The organism is Bordetella genomosp. 5 (assembly GCF_002261315.1).
Lineage (GTDB): Bacteria > Pseudomonadota > Gammaproteobacteria > Burkholderiales > Burkholderiaceae_B > Bordetella.
The window spans coordinates 12,999-29,077 of sequence record NZ_NEVP01000003.1 but is presented as its reverse complement, the minus strand read 5'-3'; the positions used below and the strand labels follow the sequence as shown (position 1 = coordinate 29,077).

Annotated in this window: 16 protein-coding genes; 6 read left to right on the top strand and 10 right to left on the bottom strand. The window is 66.5% G+C overall.

What is annotated here, in order from left to right; all coding sequences use genetic code 11:
- The first annotated feature begins 236 nt into the window (after positions 1 to 236).
- Together CAL25_RS05330 and CAL25_RS05325 are read left to right on the top strand one after the other, a co-directional pair.
- Positions 237 to 902 carry a response regulator transcription factor gene (locus tag CAL25_RS05330; protein WP_094798922.1) on the top strand — a complete coding sequence of 222 codons (666 nt, stop codon included), beginning with the start codon at positions 237 to 239 and terminating at the stop codon, positions 900 to 902.
- Entirely contained in the window at positions 899 to 2,305 is a 1,407-nt protein-coding gene (locus tag CAL25_RS05325; RefSeq protein WP_094798921.1) for an ATP-binding protein, read from the top strand. The genes CAL25_RS05330 and CAL25_RS05325 overlap by 4 nt, the downstream gene beginning before the upstream one ends.
- Here CAL25_RS05325 and CAL25_RS05320 read toward each other — a convergent pair.
- Complete coding sequence (locus tag CAL25_RS05320; RefSeq protein WP_094798920.1) at positions 2,277 to 3,269, bottom strand: LacI family DNA-binding transcriptional regulator; 993 nt, start codon at positions 3,267 to 3,269, stop codon at positions 2,277 to 2,279. The two genes, CAL25_RS05325 and CAL25_RS05320, sit on opposite strands and share 29 nt — an antisense overlap.
- Positions 3,270 to 3,691: 422 nt before the next feature.
- Between CAL25_RS05320 and CAL25_RS05315 the strand changes: the two genes are divergently transcribed.
- The 3 genes from CAL25_RS05315 (at position 3,692) to CAL25_RS05305 (ending at position 7,253) form a co-directional block, all read left to right on the top strand.
- Complete coding sequence (locus CAL25_RS05315; protein WP_094798919.1) at positions 3,692 to 4,834, top strand: L-talarate/galactarate dehydratase; 1,143 nt, start codon at positions 3,692 to 3,694, stop codon at positions 4,832 to 4,834.
- Positions 4,835 to 4,957: 123 nt separating this feature from the next.
- Positions 4,958 to 5,926 carry a Bug family tripartite tricarboxylate transporter substrate binding protein gene (locus tag CAL25_RS05310; RefSeq protein ID WP_094798918.1) on the top strand — a complete coding sequence of 323 codons (969 nt, stop codon included), beginning with the start codon at positions 4,958 to 4,960 and terminating at the stop codon, positions 5,924 to 5,926.
- Between the two features lie 301 nt (positions 5,927 to 6,227).
- Positions 6,228 to 7,253, top strand: a complete 1,026-nt coding sequence (locus tag CAL25_RS05305; RefSeq protein ID WP_094798917.1) for an alpha/beta fold hydrolase — start codon at positions 6,228 to 6,230, stop codon at positions 7,251 to 7,253.
- Between the two features lie 115 nt (positions 7,254 to 7,368).
- Here CAL25_RS05305 and CAL25_RS05300 read toward each other — a convergent pair whose 3' ends face one another.
- The 6 genes from CAL25_RS05300 to CAL25_RS05275 form a co-directional block, all read right to left on the bottom strand.
- The gene (locus CAL25_RS05300) at positions 7,369 to 7,908 is read right to left on the bottom strand and encodes an amidohydrolase family protein (protein WP_094798916.1); all 540 of its coding nucleotides are present in this window, start codon (positions 7,906 to 7,908) and stop codon (positions 7,369 to 7,371) included.
- Positions 7,909 to 7,948: 40 nt separating this feature from the next.
- Entirely contained in the window at positions 7,949 to 8,773 is an 825-nt protein-coding gene (locus CAL25_RS05295; protein ID WP_094798915.1) for an amidohydrolase family protein, read from the bottom strand.
- Between the two features lie 205 nt (positions 8,774 to 8,978).
- Positions 8,979 to 9,962, bottom strand: coding sequence for a Bug family tripartite tricarboxylate transporter substrate binding protein (locus CAL25_RS05290; RefSeq protein ID WP_094798914.1), 984 nt, complete (start codon positions 9,960 to 9,962; stop codon positions 8,979 to 8,981).
- Between the two features lie 37 nt (positions 9,963 to 9,999).
- A complete protein-coding gene (locus CAL25_RS05285; RefSeq protein ID WP_094798913.1) occupies positions 10,000 to 11,022 on the bottom strand; it encodes a phosphoglycerate dehydrogenase in 1,023 nt (340 codons plus the stop codon).
- Positions 11,023 to 11,078: 56 nt separating this feature from the next.
- Positions 11,079 to 11,921: an HpcH/HpaI aldolase/citrate lyase family protein gene (locus tag CAL25_RS05280; protein ID WP_094798912.1), complete on the bottom strand. Its 843-nt coding sequence runs from the start codon at positions 11,919 to 11,921 to the stop codon at positions 11,079 to 11,081.
- Positions 11,912 to 13,135: a CaiB/BaiF CoA transferase family protein gene (locus tag CAL25_RS05275; protein ID WP_094798911.1), complete on the bottom strand. Its 1,224-nt coding sequence runs from the start codon at positions 13,133 to 13,135 to the stop codon at positions 11,912 to 11,914. Before CAL25_RS05275 ends, CAL25_RS05280 begins: the two co-directional genes overlap by 10 nt.
- Positions 13,136 to 13,432: 297 nt before the next feature.
- On the opposite strand from CAL25_RS05275, the gene CAL25_RS05270 reads away from it, so the two are divergent.
- A complete protein-coding gene (locus CAL25_RS05270; RefSeq protein ID WP_094798910.1) occupies positions 13,433 to 13,972 on the top strand; it encodes a MarR family winged helix-turn-helix transcriptional regulator in 540 nt (179 codons plus the stop codon).
- A gap of 268 nt (positions 13,973 to 14,240) precedes the next feature.
- On the opposite strand, the gene CAL25_RS05265 is transcribed toward CAL25_RS05270, so the two are convergent.
- The 3 genes from CAL25_RS05265 to CAL25_RS05255 all read right to left on the bottom strand — a co-directional run bounded on the left by CAL25_RS05265 (position 14,241) and on the right by CAL25_RS05255 (position 15,908).
- Complete coding sequence (locus CAL25_RS05265; RefSeq protein WP_094798909.1) at positions 14,241 to 14,675, bottom strand: hypothetical protein; 435 nt, start codon at positions 14,673 to 14,675, stop codon at positions 14,241 to 14,243.
- A 6-nt stretch (positions 14,676 to 14,681) separates the two neighbouring features.
- The gene (locus CAL25_RS05260) at positions 14,682 to 15,161 is read right to left on the bottom strand and encodes a hypothetical protein (protein WP_094798908.1); all 480 of its coding nucleotides are present in this window, start codon (positions 15,159 to 15,161) and stop codon (positions 14,682 to 14,684) included.
- A 189-nt stretch (positions 15,162 to 15,350) separates the two neighbouring features.
- Positions 15,351 to 15,908 (bottom strand): isochorismatase family protein, encoded by a 558-nt coding sequence (locus CAL25_RS05255; protein WP_094798907.1) that lies wholly within the window; start codon positions 15,906 to 15,908, stop codon positions 15,351 to 15,353.
- Between the last annotated feature and the right edge of the window lie 171 nt (positions 15,909 to 16,079).

Genomic DNA, 16,079 nt, shown 5'->3' with positions numbered 1-16,079 from the left:
ATCTGGCCGTTATGATGGCGAACGGCGTTTAGGAATTCTTTAAAGACAGCCCCACTCTCGGGAGGCCAGCGGCTGCGCCGTGGTCAGGCGGTGCCCGGGCCGCTGCGGCGCCACTGGCCAGCGAATATGGCTGCGGTGGCTGCTCAGGCTGCGGCCGCCCCCGATTAAAAAATTTTTAAAGCGCGGCGCCGCATACTCCGGCGCTTGCCCGCCCTTCCCCTCAAGGCCCCCTCACCATGCGAATTCTGCTCGTCGAAGACGACGCCATGCTGGCCGATGCGCTGGCCGTGGCGCTGCGGCGCGATGGTGCCCGCGTCACGCTCGCACGCGATGCCGGCGCGGCGCAGCTCGCCCTGATCGACCACGACTTCGAACTCGTGCTGCTCGATCTGGGCCTGCCGGGCGGCTCGGGCATGGGCGTGCTGGCTCAGCTCCGGTCCCGCTACGACGTCACGCCCGTCATCATCATGACCGCCCGCGACCGGCTCAGCGAACGCATCGCCGGACTCGACGCGGGCGCCGACGACTACCTCGTCAAGCCCTTTCAGATCGACGAGCTCCTGGCGCGGCTGCGCGCGGTGCTTCGCCGCAGCACCGGCCGGGTCGCGCCGCTGCTGCAATGCGGCGCGATCGTGATGGACCCGGCCAACCACCAGGTCACGCTCGACGGCGAGCCCGTCGCGCTCAGCACGCTCGAATACCGCACGCTGCAGGCTTTGATGGAACGCGCCGGCAAGTCGCTCTCGCGCGCCGCGCTCGAGCTCGCCGTGTATGGCGACAGCGCCGCCACCGGCAGCAACACCGTCGCCGTCTACGTGCATCAGCTGCGCAGAAAGCTCGGCGAAGACTGCATCGAAACCGTGCACGGCTACGGCTACCGCATCCGGACCGCCGCGGCATGAGGGGCGGCTCTTCGCACCGCTCGTTGCGATTGCGCCTGCAGGCCGGCATCCTGGCCGTGCTGCTGCTTTTCTGCGTGGCGATGCTGGCCTGGTATCGCGCGGAGATGACGCGCGAACGCACCGGCGAATGGGACTACAACCTCCAGAGCGTGGGCCAGACCGCCCTGCTCTCGCTGCCGCGCGGACTCGAGCTCACCGGCCTGCCGGAGGGCTACACGCTTTCGGATCAACTGCGTCTGGCGCCCGACCAGACCGACGTGGCGATCCAGGCCTACGCGCTCGACGACGGCCGCCGTCTGCTCGCCTCGCCCAACTCGCCCAGGTCGCCGCTGGTGCCCTCGCGCAAAGACGGGCTGGCCTCCACCGTCGTCGAAGGCACGGAGTGGCGCACCTACGCGATCAGCGATGCCGAAGGCCGCATCCAGGTGCAGGTCGGCAAAGCCACCTGGCAGTTGCGCAACGAGCTGCGCGAGCGCCTGCGCACCGCCCTGGCGCTCATGAGCGTGCTGTTCGTACTGCTCGCCGCCGTGTCGTGGGCCATCACCTACGCCACGTTCGCGCCCGTGCTGCGGCTCTCCACCGCGCTGCGCAATCGCCAGCCGCTCGACCTCGAGCCGCTGCCCGACGCCGACATGCCCGACGAGATCCAGCCGCTGGTCGGCGCGCTGAACCAGCAGCTGGCGCGCGCCGAGGCTTCCATCGAAAACGAACGCCGCTTCCTGCAGGATGCCGCGCACGAGCTGCGCACGCCGCTCGCCGTGCTCTCCGTGCAGGCAGAGAACGCCCTGCGCAGCGACGATCTCGACGAGATTCGCGCCAACGTGCGCCAGATTTTCGAGGCCACGCAGCGCAGCGCCCGCATGTCTGAGCAGTTGCTGGATATGGCGCGCATGGAGTCGGCCGGTCTGCTCGACGCCGCCGTGCGCATCGACCTCGCCGCGGTCGGCGCCGCGGTCGCACGCGATTACGAAGCGCGCGCCGAGCAGCGCGGCCAGATTCTGCAAACCGAACTCGACCCAGGCCTCGTGCGCGGGCACCTCGACAGCCTCGGCATCCTGCTGCGCAACCTGCTCGACAACGCCGTGCGCTACAGCGGCCCGGGCGGACGCATCGTGCTCCGTTGCGACCACGACGACATGTCGAACGACGTGGTGCTCGCCGTGCTGGACGACGGCCCCGGCGTACCCGAAGCCTCACGGCCTCGCATTCTCGACCGCTTCTACCGCGCCCCCGACGCCGTCGGCCATGGCAGCGGCATCGGCCTGTCGCTCGTCGCACGCATCGCGCGTCTGCACGGCGCCACGGTCGAGGTCGGCGCCGGGCTCGATGGCAAAGGGCTGGGCGTGACGGTGCGCTTTCCGGCGGCCAACGACGTCAGCCGCCCGTCGACGCCCGCTCGATGATCTGAAAGCCCACGTCGATCACCGGATCGTCCACCGTTTCGCCGCGGCAACGCGCCATCAGGATGCGCGCCGCCTGCTTGCCGATCCAGGCGCCGTCCACTTGCACCGTCGTGAGCGCCGGCGCCAGATGCGCCGCGAAATCCGCCCCGCCGAAGCCACAGACGGCCAGGTCTTCGGGCACGCGCAGGCCACGCACGCGCGCCTCGGTCAACACGCCCTCGGCCATCGCATCGGCGCTGCAGAAAATCGCCCGGATCGACGGATCCTGCTGCAACAGCTCGGCACAGGCGCGCCGGCCCGATGCCACGTTGCTGGGCGCCGGCACGACCGCCTTGGGCATGTCGTGCCCCCCCCATGCGGCCAAAAAGCCGTCGCTACGTATCCGGGCGCGCCGGTCGTCGGCCGTCGCGACACCCACGCGCTGCCAGCCCTTGGCCCTGAAGTAGTCCGCCACCGTGCGGCCCACCTCCTGATGCGAAAAGCCCACCAGCATATCGAGCGGCTGCTCGCTGAACTCCCACGTCTCGACCACCGGAATCCCGATCTCACGAATCCGCTTCGCCGCCGCCGTGTCGTTCAGCAGGCCCGCCACCACGATCCCGTCCACGCGTCGTCCCGCCATGGCGTTCAGCAGCCCGACCTCGCGCGCGTGGTCGTAGCCCGTCTGCCCCAGAATCAGCTGATAGCCCTCGCGGTCCAGCTCCATCGTCAGCGCCTCGATCGTGGGCAGGAACTGCGGCACCGAAATGATCGGCACCAGCGCCGCCACCGTGCGGCTGCGGCGCGACTTCAACCCGCCGGCCAGCAGGTTCGGGATATAGCCCACCGCGGCCGCGGCCGCCTGCACCCGCTCGAGCGTGGCCTGCGACACGCGCCCCGGATTCCCCAATGCCCGCGACGCGGTGATCAGGGAAACGCCCGCTTCCCGGGCGACGTCATGCAGCGTGATGGACTTGGGTTTCATTGATACCGGTGTGTAGACGCGAGCGTCGAGGCAGAGCGTGAGCGGCGGACGCCGCGATTCGAAGCCGTGCGCGCAGTGTAGGCGTTCGGTCTCGATCCGTCCCGGCCGGCGGGCCCGTGCGGTGGCCGGACGCCCCCGGCGAACCCCGGGTCCGACGCGGCGCGGTCGCACGCCCGGTCGCGAAATCCTTGCCGCCGATTTGCGGGTTTTCGAGCATTCCGCCTGTCTTGCGACAGGCAATGGACAACGTTATCATTCTTTCACCGATCCAGGTCTTCGCAGACCGGCTCGGCCCGCACTGACCCCGCGCACCGGTACGCCGGCAGGGTGACTCGGTGCTTTTTATTTCCCCAAAATGATAACGTTGTCCATCCTCGGGACTCGTTCCCGGCGGTGGGCCACGGAGACTACCGGAACCCGTCATGACCACTTCCTCTTCCGCCGACCGCATCGCGTGGCTGCGCATCTCGTCGTGCTACCTGCCCCTGGCCACCCCGATCAGCGACGCCAAAGTCCTGACCGGCCGCCAAAAGCCCATGACCGAAGTGGCCATGCTGTTCGTCGAAGTGCAGACCGAGAACGGTGACCACGGACTGGGCCTGAGCTACTCCAAGCGCGCCGGCGGCCCCGGCCAGTTTGCCCACGCCAAAGAGATCGCCCCGGTCCTGATCGGCGAAGACCCGAGCGACATCGGCCGCCTCTGGACCAAGCTGTGCTGGGCCGGCGCGTCGGTCGGCCGCAGCGGCCTCTCGACCCAGGCCATCGCCGCGTTCGACGTCGCGCTCTACGACCTCAAGGCCCGCCGCGCCGGCCTGCCGCTCGCCAAGCTGCTCGGCGCCTACCGCGACTCGGTGGCTTGCTACAACACCTCGGGCGGCTTCCTGCACACCCCGCTGGAGCAACTGCTGGTGAACGCCAGCGCCTCGCGCGAACGCGGCATCGGCGGCATCAAGCTCAAGGTCGGCCAGCCCGACCGCCAGCTCGATATCCGCCGCGTCGAAGCCGTGCGCAAGCACCTGGGCGACGACGTGCCGCTGATGGTCGACGCCAACCAGCAATGGGACCGCCCCACCGCCCAGCGCATGTGCCGCATCTTCGAGCAATACAACCTGGTATGGATCGAAGAGCCGCTTGACGCCTACGACCACGAAGGCCACGCCGCGCTCGCCGCCAATTTCGACACCCCCATCGCCACCGGCGAAATGCTGACCAGCGCCGCCGAACACGGCGATCTGATCCGCCATCGCGGCGCCGACTACATCCAGCCCGACGCGCCGCGCGTGGGCGGCATCACGCCGTTCCTGAAGATCCTGGGCCAGGCCGAACAGGCCGGCGTCATGCTCGCGCCCCACTTCGCCATGGAACTGCATGTGCACCTGGCCGCCGCCTATCCGACCGAGCCCTGGGTCGAACACTTCGACTGGCTCGAGCCGCTGTTCAACGAGCGCCTCGAAATCCGCGACGGCCGCATGCTCGTGCCCCACCGCCCCGGCCTCGGCCTTTCGCTGAGCGATCAGGCCCGCGCCTGGACGCGCGAGCAGACCGAAGTGGGCAAGCGGCCTTAACGCGCACGATCCAGACCCGCACGATCCAGACCCGCGCGGCACAACCGCGCGGGAGCCACCGGGACACCAGATCCCGCCGCTGCAGCATCCCTGGCGCACAGACGCCGTAATGAGGAGACATCGATGAAGAAACTGTTGTGCACGTTCGCGCTCGGCCTGGCCGTGGTCGCACCCACCCTGGCCCACGCCGACACGTGGCCGTCCAAGCCCGTCACGCTGCTGGTCCCCTTCCCGCCGGGCGGCTCCACCGACCTGATCGCGCGCACCGTGGGCGCCAAGCTGCAGGCCAAGTTCGGCGCGAGCTTCGTCACGGAAAACCGCCCCGGCGCCGGCGGCACCGTGGGCACCGCGCAGGCCAAGCGCGCCGCGCCCGACGGCAACACGATCCTCGTCTCCTCGCTCGGCCCCTTCGTGATCGGCCCGCACCTGGTCAAGGAAGCCGGCTACGACCCGCTCAAGGATTTCGACTACATCACCGTGGCCGTGCAGGCGCCCAACGTGCTGGTCGTGAACGCGAATTCGAAGTTCCGCAGCGTGCAGGAAGTGCTCGACTACCAGAAGGCCAACCCGGGCAAGATGACCTACGCCTCGGCGGGCAACGGCACCTCCGACCACCTCACCGCCGAGCTGTTCTGGCAAGAGACCGGCACCCAGGCCACCCATGTCCCCTACAAGGGCGGCGCGCCCGCCATCGTCGACCTGCTCGGCGGCCAGGTGGACGCGAGCTTCAGCAACATCAACACCTGCCTCACGCACGTGCAGTCCGGCAAGCTGCGCGCGCTCGCCGTCACCGGCCCGCAGCGCTCGCCGCTGCTGCCCGACGTGCCCACCATGGCCGAACTCGGCTTCAAGGGCGTGACCGTCACCTCCTGGCAGGCCTTCGCCGCGCCCAAGGGCATCCCCACCGACATCCGCGACAAACTCCGCGGCGCCATCGTCGACGCACTGAACGACCCCACCGTCAAACCCAAGCTCCTCGAACTCGGCTTCGAAGTCGTGGGCAACACCCCCGAAGAATTCACCAAGTTCCAGGCCAACGAATTCGCCCGCTGGAAGAAAGTGATCGAAGTCGGCAAGATCTCCGCCAACTGAGCAAGCCGTTCTGCACGAGCAAAGCGCGCCCCGCGGGGCGCGCTTTGCTTTTGGGTGGCGCGGAGGTGGGGGTGGATCTGGGGAAAGGAATCAGACTGGGAAAGGAGTCAGACTGCATTTTCCCCGCCTCGCCTTGATCAGGTGTCAGACTGCATTTTCCGTGCGCAAGCAGGAAGCACAGGCCGGAATATCCCCCGCCAACGCTCAACATTGGACATCCTCGCGGAACCCGGGCCTCGTTTTTGCTGTCCCTCCCTTACAGCGCCGGCAGCGGGCCGGCGTCATAACAGGAGTCACATGCATGACACGATCCCGACATCTCCGGCTGGGCGCGCTCTGCGCCGGCATCGCGCTCGCCGGCGGCGCCATTGCCGCGGACGCGCCCAAGGTGCCTGACTACGGTCCCAACCTGGAGCGCTTCGAGTATCCCCACGAGGTCAAGCGCTTCGCGCTCGACACGCAGGGCCAGAAGCTCTCCATGGCCTACATGGACGTCGCCCCCGCCAAGCCCAACGGCAAGACCGTCGTGCTCATGCATGGCAAGAATTTCTGCGGCGCGACCTGGGATGCCAGTATCACCGCGCTGAGCCAGGCCGGCTACCGGGTCGTCGTGCCCGACCAGATCGGCTTCTGCAAGTCCGACAAACCGCAGGCCTACCAGTTTTCGTTTCACCAGCTGGCCGCCAACACGCACGCGCTGCTCGACCACCTGAAGATCGAACGCGCCAGCATCGTCGGCCACTCCATGGGCGGCATGCTCGCCGCGCGCTACGCGCTCATGCACGGCCCGCAGACCGAAGCCCTGGTGCTCGTGAATCCGATCGGCCTCGAAGACTGGAAGCAGGAAGGCGTGCCCTACCGCAGCATCGACGACTGGTATCAGCGCGAGCTCAAGGCCAACTTCGAAGGCATGAAGAAATACCAGCTCGGCACCTACTACGCCGGCCAATGGCGCGAAGACTACGACAAGTGGGTGCTCATGGCCGCCGGCATGCTCCAGGGCGAAGGCCGCGAACGCGTCGCCTGGAACCAGGCGCTGACCTACGACATGCTCTACACCCAGCCGGTGGTGCACGAATTCGGCCAGATCGCCATGCCCACCACCCTGCTCATCGGCGAAAAAGACAACACCGCGCCCGGCAAAGACGCCGCGGCGCCCGAGGTGGCCAAGCGTCTGGGCAACTACCCGGAGCTCGGCCCGAAGGCAGCCAAGGCCATCCCGAACGCCAAGCTCGTCACGTGGCCCGAGCTCGGCCACTCGCCGCAAGTGCAGGATCCCAAGCGGTTCAACGAGGCACTGTTGAAGGCGCTGCCGGCGCAGGGATGATGAGGGAAGCGTACGAACGCTGATGATGATTCGGCTATCGCAGCCTCGACGGTGTTCGTACCGGGCTGCGGCAATCATTCACGACGCCGCAGCCCGCCCAAAGCGTAAGAGCCCCTCAACCAGCAATCCCGCCAAATCCGAACAGACGCGCCGGATTGTCGACCAGCACCGCGCGTGCGATGCCACGCGCATCGAGTTGCCGCCACGCCCAATCGCGCAACGCGGCTTCGTCCAACGGCGGATGGCCCTGCGCGTGCCAGCCGGGGTGAGGCCAGTCCGAGCCCCAGAGCAGACGCTGCGGCGCGGTCTCCAGCAGCATCTCCGTCACGGGCGCGAGCGCGCGATAGCCGGGCACGCCACCGGGATCGAGCAGGTAGGGCGCGGACAGCTTGCCCCAGATGTGCGGTTCGGCAAGCAATGCGCGCAGCGTTTGCCAAGGCGGGCTGTCTGGCGCATGCGCCGGATTCAAGCGCCCCATGTGGTCCAGCACTACGGGCACCGGCAACGCGCGAAGCCAGGGCGAGAGCGCCACCAACGCCGCGCCGTCCACATGCAGCTGCACGTGCCAACCCAACGGCGCAATACGCCGGGCCAGGGCCCCGGTGGCTTCCGTATCCAGCGATGCCCGCGATGGCCAGGCCCACGACGCCGGCACCGATCACGACGCAATCGATATGCTCCATGGCGCCCTCTGCTCAGGCGAAGCCATAGAGCCGCGCCGGATTGTCCACCAGCGCGCGCTGGCGCAGCGCGGCGTCGGGCAGCCAATCGTGCAGGGCGGCAACGGTGGCGCGCGTATCCGGCGGGGACGGCATTTCGGTCGGGTGCGGCCAGTCGGAGCCCCACAACACGCGTTCGGGCGCCAGCGCCGCCAGTCGAACCGCCGTGGCGCGCGCGGTGGCGGCATCGCGCGCAAGATAGTGGCCGGAAAGCTTGACCCAGGTGTCGCCGGACCGCAGCAGCGATTCGACGATGTCCCAGGCCGGGTGGTCCGCGTCCGTGTCGGCGAGCCGCGCCATGTGGTCGAACACAATCGCGCACGGCAGCGCCGTCAGCAGGTCGCGATGCTCGACGATCTGCGCGGGCGTCATGTGCAACTGCGCATGCCAGCCGAGCGCGGCGAGCCGTGGCGCCAGGCGCGGCAGGGTCACGATCCGTGTCACCGCCGTTTTGGGAATCGCGATGGTGTAGCGCACGCCGCGGATCCCGCCCGCATTCAGACGCTGGAGGTCGGCGTCGGTCACGTCCGGGAACACAACGGCGATCCCCCGCGTATCGTTCGCGCCCAGGGCCTGAATGGCGTTCAGCGTGACGCGGTTGTCGTCGACATGCGGCGCGGGCGTCACGACGACGGCGCGACGCAGGCCCAATGCCTCGCGCAGCGTCCGGTAGCGGCGGGCATCGCAATCGGCCAAGGGATTGGGATGTGCAGGCGCAGCGATCAGCGCTGAATCGTACAGGTGTAGGTGCGCGTCACAGGCATTCGCCGGCGACGGCGGGAGTGGGCTCGTCTCTTTCATTATTTTCTGTCTCGCACTGCCTCGCAGCGTTCTGTGTCGCGTATCGAGAAAAAATCGTATCCCAGAAAAAAGAAAGCATTGCTGAGTCTTTGACGTTCGATAACGGAGTTTTTCTTGTGAATCAGCACAGGCTCGCAGGGACGGCCGGAGCGTCCACGTAAAAAGAGCCGCGTACGCGGCTCTTCTCATCCCCGTTTGAACGACCTCAATCGACCTTGGCGCCCGATTGACGCACGAGGTCGCCAGCGATCGGCATTTGCTGCTTCACAAACGCCCAGAACTCGTCCGGCGTGGTCGCCTTGCCGGGGAACGCGCCCTGCTCGATGAACTGCTTCTGCATCTCGGGCTTGGTGATCGCCTTGTTCAGCGCGGCGTTCAAGGTCTCCAGCACCGGCCTGGGCGTGCCCGCCGGGGCGACCAGGCCGTACCAGTTGTCCGTGTAGAGCTTCATGCCCTGCTCCTCGAACGTGGGCACGTCGGGCATGGCGGGATGACGTTGCCGGGCGGCCACCGCCAGCGCGCGCAGCTTGCCCGCGCGCACGTACGGCACGGGCCCCGTGGTAATGGTGAAGTCCATCCGCTCTGCCATCAGATCGACCAGCATCGGGCCGGAACCTTTGAACGGGATATGCGTGATGTCCACGTTGGCGAGCTTGATGAACTGCGCCGCCGCAAGATGCTGAGACGAGCCAGAGCCGCCCGAGCCGTAGTTCAGCTTGCCTGGCTGTGCCTTGGCCGCATCGACGATGTCCTGGACCGACTTGAAGGGAGAGTTGTTCGGAACGAGCAGTGTGCCCGGCGACGTGTTGATCTCTCCGATCGGGGCGAAATCCTCGATGGGCCGGTAGGGCAGTTTCGAGAACAGCGCCGAATTGAATCCATGCGACGCGGAGGTGGCCAGCATGATCGTGTATCCGTCGGGCTTGGCGTCCGCAACGAGCTTCGAGGCGATGTTGCTGCCTGCGCCCGGGCGATTGTCGACGATCACCGGCTGCTTCAACGTCGTCGCCATCTCCGCGGCGACCAGCCGCGCGAGAACGTCGGCGGATCCGCCCGCCGACCAGCCGACGACCAAGGTGATGGGGCGTTCCGGAAATGCCGCTTGCGCGAGGGCCGGGAGGTTCACGCCCGCCACGCTCGCCAGTGCCAGGCAAAGCAGGCGCCGGCGCGCGAATGCTGAAGTCTTCATGGTTTGTCTCCTGATGTTTTTTATAAAGTGGTATGCGCTAACGCTCGTGCGCTCTTCCGTCGGCAACGATGGAACCTTGCGGCAGAGGCAGACCCTGCAGTGCGGAGATCACGCACTGCGCCGCATGCATGTTGGCGCGGGCGAGCCCTTCGCGGCTCGACCCGCCTGTGTGTTGTGTGCAAATCGCGGTCGGCAGCGCGAGTAGCTCGCGTGTCACCGCGTCTCGGGATGCATCGCGTTCCGAGCTGAGCACGTCCAGCCCCGCGCCGGCGAGCTTTCCGTCCTTGAGCGCGGCCAGCAGCGCAGCGTCGTCGACGAGCTCTCCCCGCGCCGTGTTGATGAGGATGGCGCCGCGCTTCATGCGGGCGAGCGTCCGCGCGTTGATCAGATGCCGCGTGGCATCGGTCAGCGGGGCATGCAAGCTCACGAAATCGCTTGTTTCCAGCACCGCCTCGAGGGACGCCATCTCCACCCCACGCACGGCCACGTGCGCGGAAAGATGAGGGTCATAAGCCATGATGCGCACGCCGAAGCCCTCGAGCCTGCGGGCCACCAATTGCGCGATCCGGCCCAGGCCGATCAGGCCGACCGTCTTGCCGGACAGCTCGGTGCCCACCAACACGCCCTGCTCGCCCGCTTGCATGCGTCGATGCGATTCGAAGAAGCGCCGTGCAACAGCCAGCATGAGCCCGACCGCATGGTCAGCGACGGTGGCTTCGTTGCTGCCTGGCGTAATGGTGAGCACCCGGCCGTGCGCTTTCACTGCCGCCACATCGATGGTGTCGTACCCCACGCCGCGCCGCGCAAGCACGCGCAGCCGGGGGTAACGTGCGAGCAGGTCCGATGAGACGGGCGGGATACCCATGATCCACGCGCTGCATCGCGCAAGGGCACGATGCATGCCATCGGTGATCTCCGAGTCGACCGCGTCGTAGGCGACGCCTCCGCTGAGCACTTCGAGCCCGGCATTGCGCAGCGCGTCGCTCGCGCTATCGTCGAAATAGCGGGCGGTCACGAGCACACAGGCATCGGCAGGGATGGGTTCGAGCGCTGAAGACATGGGATTCTGAATAGTAGGAACGCCTGGGAAACGATCGACAAGACAGGCTTGATGCATCAAGACCGAAGCCAGCGCCGCGCGCGCTCGACGATCGGGCGATCAATCATTCGCCCGTCCAGGGTCACGACCCCACGCCCATCCGCTTGGGCCGCTACGTCCGCCACAAGCACCCTGCGGGCCCAGCCGAGTTCTGCGTCGGTCGGGCCAAACCCGGCATTCGCCACCGTCACCTGACGAGGATGTATGCAGGGCGTCCCGCTGAAGCCCGCGTGGCGCGCTTGCCGGACCAGGCCGGCGAACGCCGTCATATCGTTGATCTCGGCGATGCTTCCAGGCAGGCCCCAGCACGCCAGACCATAGGCCCGCGCGCAGCATGTGATGGCCTGAGCTGCCCACATCAGCGACTGCGGCTCGGCGGGCACGCCCATTTCGGTGGCGTAGTCTTCCGCGCCGAATCCCAGGGCCTTCACAGAGGGGTGTGCCGTGGCGATGTGCCGCGCTTCCATCACGCCCAGCGGCGTCTCGATGAGGGCCGCGATGGCAAGGGCGGGCGACGCGGCGGCTTGGTGGCCGGCGATGCACGCGGCCAGCTTTCGCACTTCGTCGGCCGACTCGACCTTGGGCAGCAGCACGCCCTGCAAGCGATCCAGTGGCAATGCCGCGATATCGAGCGCAAACAGCGCCTCGGGCGCGTTGATGCGCACAAAAACCGGCGTGGCGTCCGCCAGCAGCTCGATCGCTTCCCGGGCCATCACGCGTGCCTGCGCCTTCCTGTCCGCGGGCACGCCGTCTTCCAGGTCGACGATGACCGCATCGGCGCCGCGCTCCGCCGCCTTGCCCCAAAGATGCTGCGATGTCGCAGGAACGAACAGCAGGGAACGAAGGTCATTCAGATGCATTTGATCGCTCCACGCGCCGCCATCTCGCCGATCTGCGCGTCGTCGACGCCGGCTTCCCGCAGCACTTGCGCGCTGTGCTGCCCCAGCAAGGGGGCAGCCTCCCGGATCAGGCCGGGCGTGTTGCTGAGCCGCGGCATCACGTTCTGCATCAGCGTGCCGCCCGCCTGCGCCGGGGCGACATAACAGGCGCGCTCCCTCACATGGCGATCGGCCGCGAGCTCGGCGGCGTTATAGATCGGACCCGCGGTCACGCCCTTCGCACGCAGATGGGCGAGGCAGGCGTCCTGGTCCATCTGGCCAATCGCCTCGGCAAGAATGGCCTCGAGCTCGGCATCGTTCGCGAGCCGCGCCGCATTCGTCGCAAACCGAGGCTCGTCCGCCAGCTCACCGCGACCGATGGCCTCCAGCACCCGGCGCGCCATGGTGTCGGTAGACCCGGACAACGCGACCCAGCCGCCGTCCTTGCATCGATAGACGCCGCGCGGCGAAGCAATCTTCACGGACGGCCCGGCCACCCGGCCCGTGGCCGCATAGGCCGTCACGTCCGGGCCCATGATGGCCAGCATCGGCTCCAGCAAGGAGAGATCGATCACCTGCCCCTGCCCTCCTCTCGCTTCGACTTCGCGGACCGCGGCCACGGTGGCGAACGCGCCCGCCAGGCCAGCGACCATGTCGGCCAGCGCCAGATTCGGCAGCCGAGGAACATCGTCGACCGCGTGCTTGTACGCGAAGCCGCAAAAGCCTTCCAGCAGACTGCCGAACCCCGGCAGATCGCGGTAGGGCCCGGTCTGCCCCCAGCCGGATATGCGCACGATGACGAGCCGCGGATTGAACGCGTGCAGCGCAGCAGGCGCGAGGCCCATGGACTCCAGCGTTCCGGGCCTGAAACTCTCGATGAGCACCTGCGCCCCAGCCAGAATCTTGCGCAGAATCCCGATGGCATCGCGATCGCGCAGATCCAGGGCCAGGCTTTTCTTGTTGCGGCCATACACCTGCCACCAGGCATCCAGCGAACCGCCGTCGTCCAGGTCTTCACGCCAATGACGCAGCGTGTCGCCCTCGCGCGCCGACTCGACCTTGATCACATCGGCCCCGAAGTCGGCCAACTGCATCGACAACATGTTCCCCGCCACGAGCCGTGAAAGATCCACGACACGCAGCCCGGAGAGCGGGCCCGAGGCATCACCCGATGCGGCAGAAGAACAGCTTTCCATGAGATCAGACCGAGTTGAGTGATGGGAGGGACGTCGAGCGGTTCTTGAGGCGTTGCCCGCTTGCTCGTGCTCGCGACATGCGCCTCGGGCGGCTCCTGACGCACTTCCCGCGTGCTCACGCTCGCGAAATGCGCCTCGGGCGGCTCCTGAGGCACTTCCCGCGTGCTCACGCTCGCGATATGCGCCTCGGGCCATCCCTGAGGCACTTCCCGCTTGCTCACGCACGCAACATGCACCTGGACCTTAGAATGGAGCAACCGTTCTTCGATGAACAAATACTAACGTCCAATATGTGCTATGGCAAATAATGATATAGCAAGGAAAACCCTACCCACCGGCCGACAGAAGCGCAAACGCGCCACCGCCGCGCAGGTCGACGCTCACCGCCCGGAAACGCTGATCACCTATCGCGTGTCGGTCCTTGCGCAGGTTCTGTCGCGCCTGGTCGATGCCTCCGTGCGCGCAAACCTGGATCTCACCAGCCGCCAATGGCGCGTCCTGGTCGTCCTGAGCCGGCTCGGCGGAACCTCATCCTCAGGCGCGATCGCGCGCACGGCCAGCTTCGACCACAGTCAGGTAAGCCGGGTGACAATGGAGCTTTCGGACAAGGGCTTGCTCAAAATGTCCAGCGATCCCGAAGATCGCCGCAAACAGATTCTCACCTTGACGCCCGAAGGCACCGAGCTATTGCGCCAGGGCTTGCCACATTCCATGGAACGAGAGGAACGGCTGCGGGGCCGCCTGACGGAGAGCGAGTACGCCAGCTTCATCAAGGTGATCGGCCTGCTCGAGGACGAGGCGGATAAGCTTTTGGAGGATGTGCGGAAGGGAGAGTGATCTTGGCGTCGGTGCAATATGCGCGACTGCGGGGTGGACCGGATGGACACCAGCATCGGCTCTTCCACCCGGGACGGCGGTGGGTATGGACGAAAATTGGCGAAAATTGGAGTCAGACTGCAATTTCCGCGCGGCGCCTGACAGTGGAAAATTGGAGTCAGACTGCAATTTCCACGCAGCGCCTGCCAAAGGCGCCCCGCCGCGAGCGGCTTACCGGTCTGCATACGCCGGAATGGCCGGAGCAGCCCGGTCGCTTTAACAGCCTGGATCAGGATTCGCAGACCCAGGCTATGGGAGCGTCGTCTGCGCCGAACTTAACGGAGGGCCAATAGCCATCCATGAACCACGTCGCGTCGTGCGGCGTCAGGTGCAGCACGTAACCGCCGTCGGCAGAGACGACCAGATCCGATGGAAGGAAGTGTTCGAGGAACGCCGTGGGAGGATCTTCAGGCTCACCGCTGTCGCGCTCGGCGCGCCAGAGGAAATGCAGCGCCGCGCTGCGGTGCACGGCCAGACCTCGGACGATCGAGCGGGCTCGCGCCAGCAACGGCGCCGCCGCCTGCGGATCGGCCGCAAGCAACACCACGCGCAGCCGCCCCTGGTCTGCGGTGGCACAGTCCAGCCACGTTTCCTGCGCTGGAATATCGTCGTGCGTATACGCCTTCAGGTCCGGCGGAATATGAGGCTGCGTAGGCTGCTGCATACAACGTTAAGTCAGTAGCGCCGACGCGGCACGACCCGCCATCATATCGTCGAACAGCGCGGCAAGATTCGGGGCGACATCGCGGGTGTCCTCGAATTCAGGCTCGATGCCGTGCACGATGCGGCCCGAGTCGCGTGCGATCGCCAGGAACTCATAATCGCCAGCCACGCTCATGTAGATGGGCGTGTGCTGTTGCCAGAAATCGAGAACGGCCTGCCGGCCGGCGTCGTCCAGCGCGGCATCCAGACTGATATCGCGCATGGCATGCCACGGAAAGGCACTATCCGCCGTGCCGTCATGGTCTGCGGCGCTCAGGAACCAGCGTGTCTGATCCGCATTGTGCAACTCGGTGAACGCCGCCAGGAAAGCGCCATAGCCGTACGCGTCGCCCGCGGCGGCCACTGGCGCCGAGGCGGACGTGGTCCGCTGCACCGTCCAGCCAAGCGTGGCGAGATGATTCAGGAAGCGCTCTGGCTGTGATGTCATGTCGGTCTCTTCGGACGGGGTACCTGGGATATTGCAGTCTGACTCGTTATCTCGTGATGCCGCAGTCTGACTCGATATCTCGGGACGAGGTGCCTGCGGTATTGCAGTCTGACACCTTATCTTCGATATTGCAGTCTGACACCTTATTCCGGCCCGAGATGTCTGCGCCATTGCACTCTGCCACGTAGTTCAGGTGCGAGAAAAATCGACGTCCTTCGCGGCGACGACTCCACCCACGCGGCCTGGTGCCCTTTGAGTGCTCCAGTACATATTGGTATGGCTGATCACTGCGTCCGGTGGCGGCGCCCCTTGCTGCGTCATGTCCACGGTCGTGTGCGCGTCGCCGACAAGCGTCGTGTCATAACCGCGCGCGAGGGCGCCATGAAGCGTGGACCGGACGCACATGTCCGTCTGCGCACCGGCCACAACGAGCTTGCCAATGCCGAGCGTCGACAACACTTGCTCCAGCTCGGTATCTTCAAACGCGTCCCGATAACGCTTCTCGACAATCGCCTCACCTGCCTTTGGAGAAAGCTCGGCAACGATCTGCCAAGCGTCGCTGCCTGCCTTGAGGTCATCGTCAGTATGCTGGACCCAGATAACCGGCACCTGCGCACTGCGCGCACGTTCAATGAGTGTTTGGACGGCGCGGAGGACTTCATCACGACGATAAGCCGTTGCGACGACGTCGGTTTGAAGATCTATAACGACCAGTGCGGTATTAGGACGATCAATTAGCATAGTCATGAGCAGACGGCGTTGGCTTTGGAAGTGGCGGCTTTACAGGTGTCGGAATACATTTTCCCAAGGCCTGACGAGACGCGTGGGCAAAAATGCAGTCTGACACCTAATCATGCACCGCAACAGTATTCGACTGGAAGCGGGCGACATCGACGCACTAGAATCAACTCCCCGTGA

What these genes read in the sequence shown, in the direction of transcription:
- CAL25_RS05280 (WP_094798912.1), bottom strand. Translation starts at nt 11,921, where the DNA reads ATGCATCTGAATGACCTTCGTTCCCTGCTGTTCGTTCCTGCGACATCG.
- CAL25_RS05310 (WP_094798918.1), top strand. Translation starts at nt 4,958, where the DNA reads ATGAAGAAACTGTTGTGCACGTTCGCGCTCGGCCTGGCCGTGGTCGCA.
- CAL25_RS05265 (WP_094798909.1), bottom strand. Translation starts at nt 14,675, where the DNA reads ATGCAGCAGCCTACGCAGCCTCATATTCCGCCGGACCTGAAGGCGTAT.
- CAL25_RS05285 (WP_094798913.1), bottom strand. Translation starts at nt 11,022, where the DNA reads ATGTCTTCAGCGCTCGAACCCATCCCTGCCGATGCCTGTGTGCTCGTG.
- CAL25_RS05295 (WP_094798915.1), bottom strand. Translation starts at nt 8,773, where the DNA reads ATGAAAGAGACGAGCCCACTCCCGCCGTCGCCGGCGAATGCCTGTGAC.
- CAL25_RS05320 (WP_094798920.1), bottom strand. Translation starts at nt 3,269, where the DNA reads ATGAAACCCAAGTCCATCACGCTGCATGACGTCGCCCGGGAAGCGGGC.
- CAL25_RS05315 (WP_094798919.1), top strand. Translation starts at nt 3,692, where the DNA reads ATGACCACTTCCTCTTCCGCCGACCGCATCGCGTGGCTGCGCATCTCG.
- CAL25_RS05275 (WP_094798911.1), bottom strand. Translation starts at nt 13,135, where the DNA reads ATGGAAAGCTGTTCTTCTGCCGCATCGGGTGATGCCTCGGGCCCGCTC.
- CAL25_RS05255 (WP_094798907.1), bottom strand. Translation starts at nt 15,908, where the DNA reads ATGACTATGCTAATTGATCGTCCTAATACCGCACTGGTCGTTATAGAT.
- CAL25_RS05260 (WP_094798908.1), bottom strand. Translation starts at nt 15,161, where the DNA reads ATGACATCACAGCCAGAGCGCTTCCTGAATCATCTCGCCACGCTTGGC.
- CAL25_RS05330 (WP_094798922.1), top strand. Translation starts at nt 237, where the DNA reads ATGCGAATTCTGCTCGTCGAAGACGACGCCATGCTGGCCGATGCGCTG.
- CAL25_RS05290 (WP_094798914.1), bottom strand. Translation starts at nt 9,962, where the DNA reads ATGAAGACTTCAGCATTCGCGCGCCGGCGCCTGCTTTGCCTGGCACTG.
- CAL25_RS05270 (WP_094798910.1), top strand. Translation starts at nt 13,433, where the DNA reads ATGGCAAATAATGATATAGCAAGGAAAACCCTACCCACCGGCCGACAG.
- CAL25_RS05305 (WP_094798917.1), top strand. Translation starts at nt 6,228, where the DNA reads ATGACACGATCCCGACATCTCCGGCTGGGCGCGCTCTGCGCCGGCATC.
- CAL25_RS05325 (WP_094798921.1), top strand. Translation starts at nt 899, where the DNA reads ATGAGGGGCGGCTCTTCGCACCGCTCGTTGCGATTGCGCCTGCAGGCC.